Origin of the sequence: Massilia sp. CFBP 13721, from assembly GCF_014842025.1 — a bacterium.
GTDB lineage: Bacteria > Pseudomonadota > Gammaproteobacteria > Burkholderiales > Burkholderiaceae_D > Telluria.
In genome coordinates this window covers 44,302-58,672 of record NZ_JACYUY010000014.1, presented here as the reverse complement: position 1 = coordinate 58,672, position 14,371 = coordinate 44,302, and the positions used below count along the sequence as shown (strand labels likewise).

The window sequence follows — 14,371 nt, the reverse complement described above, 5'->3', positions numbered from 1 at the left end:
ATACTTCAGGCACCAGCAATGACCCAGACCATTTCCACCCTTCCCAGTGCCGTCCGCATCGCAGGCAAGCTGCTGTCGTTCCAGCGCCAGGCGCTGCTCGCCGCCCTTGCCATTGCCATACTCACCGCGCTGCTGCTGCCGATTGCCGCCACCAAGTGGCCGGCGATCCCGGCTTTCCTACCCTCGTACCAGACGGCGATCATCGGCGCCTATGCCATTGCCGGCTACCTGTTGTACGGTTACTTCAAGCAGACGGGCACCCACGCGATCCTCTACCTGTGGGGCGGCTCGGTATACACGGCGGCGATCCTGCTGGCCCAGTTCCTGTCGGTGCCCGGCGCCTTTGTTCCGAACGTGCGCCTGCTGGGCGGCGGCCAGACGACGAGCTGGCTGTGGTTCTTCTGGCACCTGGGCGCCACCGGCATGCTGTTCTGCTACGCGCTGGCCGAGCTGCGCGCACCGGGGCGCCGCGTCGCCGATACCCGCGCCGCCTTCCTGCGCTGCCTGGCCTGGACCGGCGTCATCGTGCTGGTCACGCTGGCGGCGGTGACGCTGTGGGAACCGCTGCTGCCGATCGTCGACGTGGCCGGCGACTTCAACCGCATCACGCACAGCGGCTACGCCCCGTTCATCCAGGCAATCATCATGGCCGCCTTGCTCATGCTGTGGCGGGCCACCCGCTTCAAGACCCCGATCAGCGCCTGGATTGGGGTGGCGATGGTGGCCCTTGCCTTCGATAATGCGATCACGATGGCCGGCGGCACGCGCCTGTCGGTCGGCTGGTACGTCGGGCGCATCAATGCCTTGCTGGCGGCGATGGTCATGCTGGGCCTGTACCTGAAGGAGATCAACTGCGTCTACCTGCGCGCCACGCAGCATGCCGGCTTGCTGGCGCAAGCCAACGAGCGCCTGAAAACCGAACATGGACGCCTGCTGAGCCTATTCGAACAGGCGCCGGGTTTCGTGGCCGTGCTTGGCGACGACGAGTGCCACCTGCAGATCGTGAACGCCGCTTTCCAGCGCCTGGTGGGCGAGCGCCTGCTGGTCGGCCTGCCGATTCGCAAGGCGCTGCCGGAACTCGCAGGGCAAGGCTGGTTCGAGTGCATCGATGAGGTTACCCGCAGCAAAAAACCCCACGTCGCCAGCGGCATGACGCTGCGCCTGCGGCGCGGCGCGGATGGCGGCAGCGAGGAGCGCATCATCGACGTGCTGTTCCAGCCCAACATCGGCCCTGACGGCGAACTGGCCGGCGTCTTCATCCAGGGCCAGGACGTCACCGAACAGCATCGCGCTCGCGTCGAGCTCGAGCGGCATCAAAGCCATCTGGAGAGCCTGGTGCAGGAACGCACGCGCTCGCTGGAAGACACGCAGACGGCACTGCTGCATGCGCAAAAGCTCGAGGCCATCGGCAAGCTCACCGGCGGCGTCGCCCACGATTTCAATAATGTCCTGCACATCATCAATGGCAACGTCGACCTGATCAAGATGCTCACCGGCGCCAACGCCAAGGTGCAGGAGCGCTGCCAGTCGGCGCAGACCGCCGTGCGGCGCGGCGCGAAATTGTCGGCGCAGCTGCTGGCCTTTGCCCGCAAGCAGCCATTGCAGCCGACCGCCTTGAAGCTCGGCGAGGTCTTTGCCGGCATCGACCTGCTGCTCAAGCGCGCGGTCGGCGAGCGCGTCGAGATGCGCTTTGCGATCGCGGAGGATGCCTGGAACGTCGAGGCCGACGCCCAGCAGCTGGAAAACGTGATCCTGAACCTGGTCCTGAATGCCAGCGACGCAATGCCGGAAGGCGGCACGCTGGACGTCGCGGTCGCCAACACGCTGCGCGACGGCGCCGAATTTACCCAGCTCTCGCTGCGCGACAGCGGCGTGGGCATGAGCGACGAGGTGCGGGCGCGCGCCTTCGAGCCTTTCTTCTCGACCAAGGGTGTGGGCAAGGGAACCGGCCTGGGCCTGAGCATGGCCTATGGTTTTGTGACGCAAAGCGGCGGCCACATCGACCTCGACAGTACGCCGGGGCAGGGCACGACGGTAAACATCCTGTTGCCGCGCACCAGCGAGGCAGCCAGCATGCGCAAGAGCGAATCGGCGGCATCGGTGACGGGCGGCAGCGAAACCATCCTGGTGGTGGATGACGAAGCCGAGATCCGCGCGAATGTCGCCGCCATGCTGACCCAGCTCGGCTATACCGTGCTGAGTGCGGAGAGCGCCGATGCGGCGGCGGCCATGCTGGAAGGGCCAGGGCGCATCGACCTGCTGTTCACCGACGTCATCATGCCGGGCGCGATGAGCAGTACCACGCTGGCCGAGCGCGCCCGCGCGCGCCATCCGGCCATCCGTGTGCTGTTCACGTCGGGTTATACGGAAAATGCGGTGATCCGCAACGGGCGCCTCGAGGAAGGCGTGAATCTGCTCAGCAAACCGTATGCGCGCGAGGACCTGGCGCGCGCGGTGCGCGGCTTGCTGTCGGCGCCGCTGGGCAAAGCGGCCTGAATGGAGGCGTCGATGCAACGCGTACCCTATCTGAAGGAAGGGGAAAACCTCATCCTGTTCGATGGCGTCTGCAAGCTGTGCAATGCGTGGAGTAATTTTATTATTCGCCATGACGGACGGCGCAGGTTCCGCCTGGCGAGCGTCCAGTCGCCCGAAGGCAAGGCGATCCTGGCACATTTCGGCTATCCGACCGAGCGTTTCGACACCATGCTGGTGGTGAGAAAAGGCGCCTGCCTCGAGAAAGGCGACGCGTTTTTCGCCGTGATGGACGAACTCGGTTTTCCGTGGAACGCGCTGCTTGTCTTCAGGCTGATGCCGAAACGGCTGCGCGACTGGCTGTACGACCGCATTGCCCTGAACCGCTATGCGCTATTTGGAAAATACGATTATTGCTCGCTGCCGAGTCCGGATCATGCGAGCAGGTATCTGGTCTAACTTCAATCCGGAATCAAATAAAAAAGCCACGCGCCTTTCGGCAGCGTGGCTTTTTTAATCCCTAAACGCCAATTACAGCGCGTTCATTTCCTTCAGCAGGTTATCCGCCTTGTCCACATGCTTCATGTTCCACAGCATGTAGCGCACGTCGACCTGAATGTCACGGGTGTTGGCCGCATTGAAGTCCCAGTCCGAGATGATCGAATCGAGGGTGCCGTCGAAGGCCAGGCCGATCAGTTCGCCGCGCTTGTTCAGCGCTGCCGAACCCGAGTTGCCGCCGGTGATGTCGAGCGTCGCCAAGTAGTTCACGGGAACGGTCTTCAGCGTAGGGTCGACGTACTTGCCGAAGTCCTTGGCCTTGATCGCTGCCAGCTGGGCGGTCGGGGCGTTGAACTCGCCTTCGCCGGTGTGCTTCGCGACCACGCCCTTGACGGTGGTGAACGCGGTCCACGAACCGGTGCCGTCGGCGCCGTGCTCGCGGCCCATGATCTTGCCGAAGGTCACGCGCAGGGTGCCGTTGGCGTCTGGATAGACGGCCTGGCCCTTGCTGTTCATGTAGGCGATTTTTGCCTTCATGTAGGCAGCGTACGACTTCTGGATCTTGCCGGCGAGTTCTTCGGCTTTGGCTTCGTCCTTCAGGTCGGCGTCATACATGGCAACGGCGGCCTTGATGAAGCTGTCGTCGCTGGCCTTGAAGTCGGCTGGCGTCTTTTTCAGCCACGCGCTGCGCTCGTCCTTGTTGGCCAGTTTAGAACCGGCGTACATGGTGTCGATCGCGGCTTTCAGTTCGTCCTGGCTCATGCCGGCGCGAATGCCGAGGGCCTTGTTGAAGGCGGTGTCCTGTTCCTTGGCCGGCTGGGCCAGGTACTTGGTCAGGAAGTGCATGACCAGCGCCTTGTCGACTTTTTCGTCGTAGGTGCGGTCCTGGCCGGTGATGACCGAGGTCATGCGGGCCATGTCGCGCTCCTGGTAGCCCGATTTACGCGCGGCGTCCGGCTTGGTGCGCTCGTTGGCCAGGCGGTACAGCGTGCGTGCCGAGCTCAGGAAGCGTGGCTGGGCGTAACCCAGGTAGAAGCCTTCCTTGGTGTGGCTGTCGCGCTCGGCGATCAGCTTTTCCACGGTCTCGATGTCGCCGGCAAACTGCTTTTTACGGGCGGCGTCGCTGTTGACCCAGGCCTTCATCGCATTGTGTTCGGCGGTCTTGCGCTGCAGGAAATCGCTGTTCTCGTAGGAGGTCAGCATGCCCTTGCGGTTCTTGTAGTAATTGTTGACGCCGGCGATCTGGCCTGCGTACTTCAGCTTGGCAGCCGGGTCGTTCTTGGTCTCGCGGTCGATGATGGCGAGCACTTCACCCGAGGCTTGCACGAAGGCAGGGTAGTTCCAGTCGAAGGTGTACTGCACTTCCGACGGCAGGCGGTGGCGGTTGGTACGGCCTGGATAGCCCAGCACCATGATGAAATCGCCTTCCTTGGAACCTTCGGTGGCGATTTTCAGGTGGTGCTTCGGTGCGTACGGGACATTATCCGTCGAGTAGTCGGCGGCCTTGCCGTCTTTCGAGACGTAAGCGCGATAGAAACCATAGTCGCCGGTGTGGCGCGGCCACATCCAGTTGTCGGTGTCGCCGCCGAATTTGCCGACGCCGGCCGGTGGCGCGTGCACCAGGCGCACGTCGCGGATTTCCAGCTGTTTCAGGCGGTAGAACTCGAGGCCGCCATAGTAGCTGGCCACGGTGCAGCGGTAGCCCGGCGTTTTTTCGCAGGCTGCAACCATTTCCTTCTGGTTCTTTTCGATCGCGTCGATACGCGCCTTGCCGGTCAGCTTGGCCACTTTGGCGTCGATGATCTGCTCGGTGACGTTCGCCACTTCCTCGGTCACGAATACGCGGCTGCCAGGCGAGGCCGGCACTTCTTCAGCCAGGGTCTTCGCCAGGAAGCCGTTCGCCAGCAAGTCCTTTTGCGGCGTCGAGTTGACGGCGACGCTGTTGTAGACGCAGTGGTGGTTGGTGACGACCAGGCCCTGCGGCGAGACGAACGAGGCCGAGCAGCCGCCCAGGCTCACCACCGCGCCCATCGGGAATTCGGTCAATTTGGTCAGCGTTGCCGGGTCGAGCTCGAGGCCGGCGGCCTTCAGTTGCTGGGCTACTTGTGGCAGCTGCTGCGGCATCCACATGCCTTCGTCCGCTTGTGCGGCGAAGCTGGTCAGGATGGCCAGCGAGAGGAGAGTCTTTTTCATTCGCGATCGATTAAGAAATTTATCGGATACATCCCGCTCCAAAAGAGCATCCCGAGAGTATCCGTAATCCCTGACCGGCTCGTCAACCGTTATTTCCCGCGCGCGAAAACGGTATTTACAATTGCGAGCCGAACAGCGAGGCGATCTCGCCGCTGATTTTTTCGGTCCACGAACGATTGTTCCAGGCCGCCAACGTCATGCGCCGCGAGCGCTTCCAGTCGTCTTCGAATACCGCCACCTGGGCGCGGGCGAAATCCGGGTCCAGCACGTTCAGGTTGGCTTCGTCGTTGATGCTGAACGAGCGATTGTCGAAATTGGTCGAACCGACCGACACCATCAGCGCGTCGACGATCAGCGCTTTTACGTGGTACATGGTCGGCTGGTATTCGGCCATCTCGACACCGGCTGCGAGCAATTCGCCCCAGCGCTCGCGTGAGGCCAGGCGCACGATGCCGGCATCGATTTCCTTGCCCGGCATGATGATGCGCACTTTCACGCCGCGTTTGGCAGCGGAGGCGAGGGCGCGGATGGTCAGGTCGTCGGGCACGAAATACGAGGCCGACAAGTCGATCGAGGTGCGTGCGGCAGTGATCGCCAGCAAGTACATCAGGTGCATGCTGGCGCTGCCGCCGGTGGGGGAACTGGAAAACATCTGGGCCGGCATGGTGCCGACCGCCTTCAGCGGCGGGAAATACAGCGGGCCGTCGAGCACGACGCCGGTCGATTTGGTCCAGTTATCGGTAAACACGGCCTGCATCTGGCCGACGACCGGGCCCTCGACGCGGAAATGGGTATCGCGCCAGTGGTTTTCGTCCTGTGCGTTGCCGCGCCACTGGTCGGCGATGCCGACGCCGCCCGTAAAGCCGAGCGTGCCATCGACGATCAGGAGTTTGCGGTGGGTGCGGTTGTTCAGGCGCGCCAGCTTCCACCAGGCCGGCTTGTGATAGCGCTGCAATTGCACACCCGCATCGCGCATCTGTTGCATGGCCTCGTCGTTCATCTTCATGCTGCCGATGAAGTCGAGCATCACATGCACTTTTACGCCGGCACGGGCGCGCTCGATCAGCGCCGCGGAAAATTCTTCGCCGATCGTTTCCGACCAGTAGATATAGGTTTCGAAGGTGATGGTTTTCTGGGCGCCACGGATGGCCGCCAGCATGGCCGGGAAAATCTGGTCGCCGTTGAGCAGGGTCTCGACCTTGTTGCCTTCGATGATGGGCGGACCGAGCAGCACGCCCATCGAGCGCCGGAATTGGGCGTCGTGCGCATCGTACTGGCGCACCAGTTGGGTCTCGATCTGCTTTTCGCTCGGCATGAAATTGAGCGCCAGAAAACCCGCGATCAGCGTGAGGATCGACGTAACGATGGAAACAGTAACTTTACTGGCGCTCATAATTGAACCTGCCCCAGCAGGGATGAGTCGTTGCTGACGCGCCTGACAAGCAGGTGCTGCGTTGCTCGTCGTTGCGTGGTCCCGCCACGCGGCCTCCTCGCGCCTTGCCCGCGCTTGTCAGTCATCGCCATCCACTTCCTCCTCCCTACTGGGACAGGTTCATAGGCAAAAAAAAACCAACGCGTGGGAGCGTTGGTTAGGTGGAGCATGACCACTGATTAACGAACGCGGCCGCGACGCAGCAGGTTGACGATCGCCAGCAGGATGACTGCACCCAGGAACGAGACCAGCAGCGACGACACGCTGAAGTCATCCGAATTGATTGTGCCCGTACCGAACAGAGGGGAGAGCAACCAGCCGCCCAGGAAGGCGCCGATGATACCGACCACGACGTTCAGAATCATGCCTTGCTCCGCATCGGTCTTCATGACCATGCTTGCGAGCCAGCCCAGGATACCACCGACGACGATCCAGATGATGAATAGCATTTTAGTTTCTCCTCTTAGTAAATAAACCTACCCGAGGCCAATTGACTGCGTTGACCATGTAAAAAAGTCTACAGATCGATCAGATAGCGGGTCGGTGCGGCAACGAACGTTAGACGATGAATCTGTAAATCGTGTTCCGCGCACCGATTCTTTTTATTGATTGCATTGCTTGTTGGAATATCCTGAAGTGGGTGCGTCAGCGTACAGAAGAGCGTCAGTACGGCGCATATTGTTCGACCACTGGCAACCCGTTGTTGCAAGACCTGAACGCACTACGAACCTTTGAAAGGGATACATCATGAGCTACGAAACGAATAACCAGAATTCGCGCATGGTCACCGGCCTGTTCCCGGACCGCGCCAGCGCAGAACGCGCTTACAGCTCGGTCTCGGACCGTGGATATTCCAGGGACGACGTCAACCTGATGATGTCGGACTCGACCCGCAAGACCCATTTCGCCGATACCGATACCGAACTGGGCAGCAAAGCCGCTGAAGGCGCCGGCATCGGCGCCGGCATCGGCGGCACCATTGGCGCCGTCCTGGCAGGCATCGCCGCCGTCGGCACCACCCTCGTGCTGCCAGGCTTCGGCCTGGTGGTGGCCGGCCCATTGGCCGCGGCCCTGGCCGGCGCCGGCGCCGGCGGCATCACCGGCGGCCTGATCGGCGCCCTGATCGGTGCCGGTATCCCTGAAGAGCGCGCTGCGCACTATGAAGAAGGCATCAAAGGCGGCGGCATCCTGATGGGCGTGAACGCCCGTAGCGATGAAGACGCTGCCCATATCGAACGTTCGTGGACCGAAAGCGGCGGCTCGCACGTGATCGGCACCGGCGTCGGTGCTGTCGGCGGCGCGCTGGCCGGTGCCGGTATCGGCGCTGCGGCCGGTCCGGTCGGCATGGTGGCCGGTGCGGCCATCGGCGGCATCACCGGCGGCCTGGCCGGCAAGGGCGTGGGCGAAGTCGTCAATCCGAAAACCGGTGACGACCTGAACGAACACCACCTGGCCAAGGGCGTTGGCGCCAGCGCCGGTGCGGCTACCGGTGCGGCGATTGGCGCCGTGGGCGGCCCGATCGGCATGGCGGCCGGTGCCGTCGTCGGCGGCCTGGCAGGCGGCGCTGCCGGCCGTGGCGCCGGCGAAGTCGTCAATCCAAAAGCCAACGACGAGCTGGGCGACCATAACCTGGCGCAAGGCGTCGGCGGCGCCGGTGGCGCAGTGGCCGGTGCAACGGTCGGCGCAGCCGCCGGTCCGGTCGGCATGGCGGCTGGTGCGATCATCGGCGGCCTGGCTGGCGGTGCTACCGGCAAGGGCGCCGGCGAAGTCGTCAATTCGACGCCGCAGGACGACCGTGGCGACCATAACCTGGCCAAGGGCGTTGGCGCCGGCGGCGGTGCGGCGGCGGGTGCTTCGATCGGCGCGGTCGGCGGCCCACTCGGCGCAGTTGTCGGTGCCGGCATCGGCGCCGCGGTTGGCGGCATGGCCGGCAAGGGCGTCGGCGGCCTGGTCAATCCAGCGCAGGAAGACGCACACTGGCGCAACGCCTACCAGACCCAGCCGGAATACACCCCGGGCTACACCTACGACGACTACCAGCCTGCCTACGCGCTGGGCTACAACGGCAAGAGCCGTTACCCAGGCAGCTACGAGCAGAACGAGCAGTACCTGTCGGACGAGTGGAACACGACCAAGGGCAACTCGCGCCTGTCGTGGGACCAGGCCAAGTCGGCCAGCCGTGCCGCCTGGCACAAAGTCGAGCGCGCCATTCCTGGCGACTTCGACCGTGACGGCCGTTAATCCGATCCATCAGGGTTCATAAAGCAAAAGCCCCGCTGCCGGAAGGTAGCGGGGCTTTTTTATGGCCAGCGGCTTATTGCTTGACTGCTTCGACCTGGATCGCCAGTTTCACTTCCGGCGAGAAGTTCGGCAGGCCGAAGTTGACGCCGTAGTCGCTGCGCAGGAAGAAGCCGTGCGCATCGGCGCCGCAGACTTCGCGTTTCAGCATCGGGTGCTGGATGCACTTGAACTTGGCGATGTTCAGGGTCAGCGGTTTCGTCACGCCGTGCAGGGTGAAGTTGCCCTCGACGGCGACCAGGTTCTCGCCTTCGAAGCGGAACTTGTTGCCTTTAAAAGTGGCGGTCGGGTACTGGGCGACGTCGAAGATGTCCGGCTTCTTGGCGTGCTCGTTCATCTTGGCGTGGCCGAAATCGATGCTGTTCATGTCGACCGTGATGTCGAAGCTGCCGGTCTTGGCGGCGCGGTCGAGCACGATGGTGCCGTCGGTCTTGGTGAACTTGCCGCGCCAGACCGAAATGCCCATGTGGTCGGCTTCGAAGCTCGGGTAGGTGTGGTTCGGTTCGATTTTATAGGTGTCGGCTGCGGCGCAGGCGACACCAGCGCTGGTAGCGAGGGCGGCGGCGATCAGGAGCTGGAGTTTCATGGGGTTCCTTGGTAAGTAAATTATTGGCCCGCGGCGACGCGGAACTTGATGACAACTTCATCGGCGACCATGCTCGTGTCTTTCCACTCGCCTTCGCCGATATTAAAAGCCAGCCGTTTGATCGGCAACTGTCCTTCAAAAACTTGTTTGTTGGCTTCGGTTTTGACCGTCAGCGGAAAGGTCACATGAGCGGTCTTGCCCTTGAGCGTCAGCTTGCCGTCGACGTTCAATTTGCCGGGGCCGGCCGCTTTGATCGAAGTCGATACAAAACTCGCTTTCGGGAACTGCGCCGTGTTGAACCACTCTTTCTTGGCGACCTCGCGGTTATATTCGGCGTCGCCCAGGTCCATGCTGGCGGTGACGATGTCGACCGAGGCCTTGGCGGCTTCCGGACGCGCGGCGTCGTAGTCGATTTGCGCCGTAAACGTTTTGAATTTCGCTTCGACCGGCACGTTCATCTGTTTGAAGACGGCGGCGACGCTGCTTTTGGCCGGGTCGGTTTTCAGGACGGCGGCGCCGGCAAAGGCGCTGGCGAACAGCGATGCGGCGATCAGCGCGTGTAGAGGTTTCATATGGATTCCTTATTTGGACGCTTATTTAGTCTGAAACGGCAGCATGCGCTGCATGATGCCGTCGCGGTCGATCAGCAGATGTTTAAAGGCAGCCAGCACGTGCAGCGCCACCAGCGCCGCAAGCAGCATGTTGAGCCAATAGTGCAGGGCGCCAAGGACGGGTTTCAGCGCCGCGTCGGCCTCGATCAGCGCCGGCAGCGGCCACAGGCCGAAATACACCACCGGCACGCCGGCGGCCAGGCTGTAGAAATAGCCCGACAGCGGCACGCCGAACATCAGCAGGTACAGCAAGGCGTGCAGCGCGTGGGCGGCGCGGCTTTGCCAGGCCGGCATGGTGGCGGGATAGGCGGGCGGCGTGCGGCGCAGGCGCCACAGCAGGCGCAATGTCGCCAGCGCCAATACGGTCACGCCGGCCCATTTGTGCCAGGAAAAATAGCGCAGCTTGGTCGGCGTCAGTCCCGGGATGTCGGTCATGACCAGGCCCAGCGTAAACGTGCCGACGATCAGGAGCGCGAGCAGCCAGTGCAAGGCAATCGCGGGGAGGGAGTAACGCTGCATGAATGCCGTCTTAGTACTGGTTAGAACTAAACTATAGCAAAAAAGAATGTGTACCGCTCGCCAGCTGCATGTTTCTTTTCGTACACTAGCATGGATTGTTAAACGTGCACAGTAGAGTTGCCGGTGACTGTAAAATCGAGAACAGCGTGGATTTGCAATCGACGCGCAGAATAAAAGCGGGCCAGTCGCCCTGTCGAGGAGTTGTATGTTGAATTGTTCACCAAGCCGGCCGCGCCTGCGCCCGCTGGTCTTGCTGCTCGCTGTCGTGCTGCCTGTCGCTGCACTGGCGCAGCACGCGCATGCGCAGGCGGCCGATCCGCAAGGAGCCGACTTTGCCGACCTGTCGATCGAGGAACTGGCGAATATCCAGGTGACGTCAGTATCGAAAAAGCCGGAACGCCTGCTCGATGCGCCTGCCTCGGTCTTCGTCATCACCGCCGACGACATCCGCCGCGCCGGTAGCCGCAGCCTGCCCGAGGCCTTGCGCCTGGCGCCGAACCTGCATATCGGGCAAGTCAGCGCCCATACGTATTCGATCAGCGCACGCGGCCTGAACGGCTCCGGCAACAGCGGGCCGAACAAGCTGCTGGTGATGATCGACGGCCGCTCCGTATATGCGCCGCTGTTTTCAGGCGTGTTCTGGGACATGCAGGACGTCATGATGGAAGACGTCGAGCGCATTGAGGTCATCAGTGGGCCGGGCGGCACCATGTGGGGCGTGAATGCGGTCAACGGCGTCATCAACATCACGACGCGCTCGGCCCACGCCACCCAGGGCAGCCTGGCGGTGCTGCAGGGCGCCAGCGATGGCGCCGATGCCGCCTTCCGCCAGGGCGGCCGCCAGGGCGATGCCAGCTGGCGCGTGTATGGCAAGGTGCTCAAGCGTTCCCATACCGAAACGGCTGGGGGCGGGCGCGTCAATGATGACTGGAACCAGGCGCAGGCGGGCTTCCGCGCCGACTGGGACCGCGGCAGCGATGTCTTTAGCCTCAACGGCAACGTATTCCGGGGCGAACTGGAGCAGCCCGAGCCGGGCTCGATCTCGGTGACCGGCATGGCGCTGCGCCTGGGCCAGATCGATACCAAGGGCGTAAACCTGACCGGACGCTGGGAACGGGCGCTGGCCAGCGGCGGGCGGCTCAGCATGCAAGCCTACGTCGACCATACGCGGCGCGAGGTGCCGCCGACCTTTACGGAATCGCTGGACCTGGTCGACCTGCAGTTCCAGCACACGCTGCCGGCCTGGGGCGCGCACAGCCTGATGTGGGGCGCGAATTACCGCCACAGCTGGGACCGCGTTATCAACAGCGAGGTGATCGCCTTCCTGCCGGCGCGCGAAGAGCAGACCTGGGCCAGCCTGTTCGCCCAGGACGAAATCGCGCTGCGTCCCGACCTCAGCCTGACGCTGGGCGCGCGCGTCGAACGCAATGACTACACCGGCACTGAATTCCTGCCGACTGCGCGCCTGTCCTGGCGCGTCGATCCGCGCCACGCCGTGTGGACGGCACTCTCGCGCACCGTCCGCGCCCCGACCCGGCTCGACGTCGACGCCTTCATCCCGGGGCGGCCGCCCTACATCCTGCGCGGCGGCGCGGCGGTGCGCTCCGAAGTGGCCAAGGTGTTCGAACTCGGCTATCGCGGCCAGCCGCTGGCCGGCTTGTCCTACTCGGTCACGGCCTTCCACAACGAGTACGACCATTTGCGCACTCAGGAAATCGATCCGACGGTGACCTTCCTCACCTTCGGCAGCCTGATGGAAGGGGAAGCGACCGGCATCGAAATGTGGGGCAGCTACCAGCTGAGCAATGCCTGGCGCATGTCGGCCGGCTATACCGCCCTGCATGAACGCCTGCGCCTGAAGCCTGGCAGCAACGATGCGGCCGGACCAGGCACCGCCGCCAAGGACCCGAACCACACCCTGCAGTTGCGTTCCAACTACAGCTTCGACGAGCGGCGCGACCTGGAGCTGGCCGTGCGCAAGGTGGCGGCGCTGGAAAATCCCCAGGTACCGGGATATTGGGCGGTCGATGCGCGTTTCGGCTGGCGTGTGCGGCCGGGGCTGGAATTGTCGGTGGTCGGGCGTAACCTGAACGGCAGCCATGGGGAATATGGACCGATCGCGACGCGGACCGAGCTGGGCCGTGAGGTAGGGGTGAAATTGGTCTGGCAGAATTAACCCGCGGCCGTGGTGCACCGTAGCACTGTAGGGTGGACTCCCGAGTCCACGCGGTTCAAAGCGTGCAGGCTACGTACAGCGTTTCGACCAGCAGCCGTGCGTAACGCGTGGATTCAGGAGTCCACCCTACGGTATACCGCCGCCGCGTGAATAAAAAAAGCCCACACTATTTCCAGTGCGGGCTTTTCTAATGATGCGATAAAAATTAAATCGCCTTGGCCAATTGCGCCGCCAACCCGGTGTAATTCGCCGGCGTCATCGCCAGCATCAACTCCTTGGCTTCCTGCGGCACGGCGAGGGTGCCGATGAACTCGCGCAGCGCCTCCTTGGTGATGCCTTTGCCGCGGGTCAGTTCCTTCAGCTGTTCGTAAGGATTTTCGATGCCGTAGCGGCGCATCACCGTCTGCACCGGCTCGGCCAGCACTTCCCAGTTGGCGTCGAGGTCAGCTTCCAGCTTGGCCGCGTTCACTTCCAGCTTGTTCAGGCCGCGCAGGCAGCTGTCGTAGGCGAGCAGGGCGTAGCCGAAGCCGACGCCGATGTTGCGCAGGACCGTCGAGTCGGTCAGGTCGCGCTGCATGCGCGAGACCGGCAGCTTTTCCGCCATGTGGCGAAGCACGGCGTTCGCCAGGCCGAGGTTGCCTTCCGAATTCTCGAAGTCGATCGGATTGACTTTATGGGGCATGGTCGACGAACCGATCTCGCCGGCTTTCAGCTTCTGCTTGAAATAGCCGAGCGAGACATAGGTCCAGATGTCGCGGTTCAGGTCGAGCAGGATCGTGTTGGCGCGTGCGATGGCATCGAACATCTCGGCCATGTAATCGTGCGGCTCGATCTGGATCGTGTACGGGTTGAAGGTCAGGCCAAGGCGCGATTCGATCACGTCTTTCGAGAATGCCGGCCAGTCGAAGCCGGGGTAGGCCGACAGGTGGGCGTTGTAGTTGCCGACCGCGCCGTTCATCTTGCCGAGGATCTCGACGTCGCCGATGCGCTTTACCGCACGCTGCAGGCGCGCGACCACGTTGGCGAATTCTTTACCCAGGGTGGTCGGGCTGGCGGTCTGGCCGTGGGTGCGCGAGAGCATCGGCAGCGCGGCATTGGTGTGGGCGATCTCGGTCAGCTTGGCGATGATGGACTCGAGGGCCGGCAGCATCACCGTGTCGCGCGCGGCTTTCAGCATCATGCCGTGGCTGGTGTTGTTGATGTCTTCCGAGGTGCAGCCGAAGTGGATGAACTCGCTGGCCGCGACCAGTTCCGGCACATCCTTGACCTGCTCCTTGAGCCAGTACTCGACCGCTTTCACGTCGTGGTTGGTGACCGCTTCGATTTCCTTGATGCGGGCCGCGTCGCTTTCGGAGAAGTTCGCCGCCATGGCGTCGAGGTGAGCGCTCGCTTCGCTTGAAAACGGCTCGATCTCGTCGAAGCCGGCTTGCGCCAGCGCTTGCAGCCACGCGATCTCGACTTTGACGCGATGGTGCATGAAGCCAGCTTCGGACAGGATCGGGCGCAGCTTGTCGGTCTTGGCGGCGTAGCGGCCATCGAGCGGCGACAGTGCCGACAGGGAAGAAAGTGGGGCGGTAGCGGTCATG

The 14,371-nt window shown here is 63.0% G+C and carries 11 protein-coding genes; 4 read left to right on the top strand and 7 right to left on the bottom strand.

Features of this window, described 5'->3' with window-relative positions:
• The first annotated feature begins 18 nt into the window (after positions 1-18).
• Positions 19-2,496 carry an MASE4 domain-containing protein gene (locus IFT60_RS14800; RefSeq protein WP_192052795.1) on the top strand — a complete coding sequence of 826 codons (2,478 nt, stop codon included), beginning with the start codon at positions 19-21 and terminating at the stop codon, positions 2,494-2,496.
• 12 nt (positions 2,497-2,508) lie between these two features.
• Complete coding sequence (locus IFT60_RS14795; protein WP_197986339.1) at positions 2,509-2,931, top strand: thiol-disulfide oxidoreductase DCC family protein; 423 nt, start codon at positions 2,509-2,511, stop codon at positions 2,929-2,931.
• Positions 2,932-3,003: 72 nt separating this feature from the next.
• On the opposite strand, the gene IFT60_RS14790 is transcribed toward IFT60_RS14795, so the two are convergent.
• From IFT60_RS14790 to IFT60_RS14780, 3 genes are all read right to left on the bottom strand, one after another.
• Positions 3,004-5,163, bottom strand: coding sequence for a S46 family peptidase (locus IFT60_RS14790; RefSeq protein ID WP_192052791.1), 2,160 nt, complete (start codon positions 5,161-5,163; stop codon positions 3,004-3,006).
• A gap of 115 nt (positions 5,164-5,278) precedes the next feature.
• Positions 5,279-6,556 carry a phospholipase D-like domain-containing protein gene (locus IFT60_RS14785; RefSeq protein ID WP_374001039.1) on the bottom strand — a complete coding sequence of 426 codons (1,278 nt, stop codon included), beginning with the start codon at positions 6,554-6,556 and terminating at the stop codon, positions 5,279-5,281.
• Between the two features lie 218 nt (positions 6,557-6,774).
• Positions 6,775-7,044 (bottom strand): GlsB/YeaQ/YmgE family stress response membrane protein, encoded by a 270-nt coding sequence (locus IFT60_RS14780; protein ID WP_056336677.1) that lies wholly within the window; start codon positions 7,042-7,044, stop codon positions 6,775-6,777.
• A 298-nt stretch (positions 7,045-7,342) separates the two neighbouring features.
• On the opposite strand from IFT60_RS14780, the gene IFT60_RS26575 reads away from it, so the two are divergent.
• The gene (locus IFT60_RS26575) at positions 7,343-8,836 is read left to right on the top strand and encodes a hypothetical protein (RefSeq protein ID WP_229510882.1); all 1,494 of its coding nucleotides are present in this window, start codon (positions 7,343-7,345) and stop codon (positions 8,834-8,836) included.
• A 73-nt stretch (positions 8,837-8,909) separates the two neighbouring features.
• On the opposite strand, the gene IFT60_RS14765 is transcribed toward IFT60_RS26575, so the two are convergent.
• Genes IFT60_RS14765 through IFT60_RS14755 form a run of 3 tightly spaced genes read right to left on the bottom strand, consistent with a single transcriptional unit; the run spans position 8,910 to position 10,609 of the window.
• Entirely contained in the window at positions 8,910-9,479 is a 570-nt protein-coding gene (locus IFT60_RS14765; protein ID WP_192052789.1) for a YceI family protein, read from the bottom strand.
• Positions 9,480-9,499: 20 nt separating this feature from the next.
• Positions 9,500-10,051: a YceI family protein gene (locus IFT60_RS14760; RefSeq protein WP_192052787.1), complete on the bottom strand. Its 552-nt coding sequence runs from the start codon at positions 10,049-10,051 to the stop codon at positions 9,500-9,502.
• A 21-nt stretch (positions 10,052-10,072) separates the two neighbouring features.
• Entirely contained in the window at positions 10,073-10,609 is a 537-nt protein-coding gene (locus tag IFT60_RS14755) for a cytochrome b (protein WP_192052785.1), read from the bottom strand.
• A 205-nt stretch (positions 10,610-10,814) separates the two neighbouring features.
• Here IFT60_RS14755 and IFT60_RS14750 point away from each other — a divergent pair, with 205 nt between their 5' ends.
• Entirely contained in the window at positions 10,815-12,785 is a 1,971-nt protein-coding gene (locus IFT60_RS14750) for a TOL_0244 family TonB-dependent receptor (protein WP_192052783.1), read from the top strand.
• A gap of 205 nt (positions 12,786-12,990) precedes the next feature.
• On the opposite strand, the gene purB is transcribed toward IFT60_RS14750, so the two are convergent.
• Entirely contained in the window at positions 12,991-14,370 is a 1,380-nt protein-coding gene (gene purB / locus IFT60_RS14745) for an adenylosuccinate lyase (RefSeq protein ID WP_192052781.1), read from the bottom strand.
• Position 14,371 lies beyond the last annotated feature (1 nt).

Coding starts and splice junctions, on each gene's coding strand:
- IFT60_RS14750 (WP_192052783.1), top strand. CDS start 10,815: ATGTTGAATTGTTCACCAAGCCGGCCGCGCCTGCGCCCGCTGGTCTTG.
- IFT60_RS26575 (WP_229510882.1), top strand. CDS start 7,343: ATGAGCTACGAAACGAATAACCAGAATTCGCGCATGGTCACCGGCCTG.
- purB (WP_192052781.1), bottom strand. CDS start 14,370: ATGACCGCTACCGCCCCACTTTCTTCCCTGTCGGCACTGTCGCCGCTC.
- IFT60_RS14755 (WP_192052785.1), bottom strand. CDS start 10,609: ATGCAGCGTTACTCCCTCCCCGCGATTGCCTTGCACTGGCTGCTCGCG.
- IFT60_RS14760 (WP_192052787.1), bottom strand. CDS start 10,051: ATGAAACCTCTACACGCGCTGATCGCCGCATCGCTGTTCGCCAGCGCC.
- IFT60_RS14790 (WP_192052791.1), bottom strand. CDS start 5,163: ATGAAAAAGACTCTCCTCTCGCTGGCCATCCTGACCAGCTTCGCCGCA.
- IFT60_RS14765 (WP_192052789.1), bottom strand. CDS start 9,479: ATGAAACTCCAGCTCCTGATCGCCGCCGCCCTCGCTACCAGCGCTGGT.
- IFT60_RS14800 (WP_192052795.1), top strand. CDS start 19: ATGACCCAGACCATTTCCACCCTTCCCAGTGCCGTCCGCATCGCAGGC.
- IFT60_RS14780 (WP_056336677.1), bottom strand. CDS start 7,044: ATGCTATTCATCATCTGGATCGTCGTCGGTGGTATCCTGGGCTGGCTC.
- IFT60_RS14785 (WP_374001039.1), bottom strand. CDS start 6,556: ATGAGCGCCAGTAAAGTTACTGTTTCCATCGTTACGTCGATCCTCACG.
- IFT60_RS14795 (WP_197986339.1), top strand. CDS start 2,509: ATGCAACGCGTACCCTATCTGAAGGAAGGGGAAAACCTCATCCTGTTC.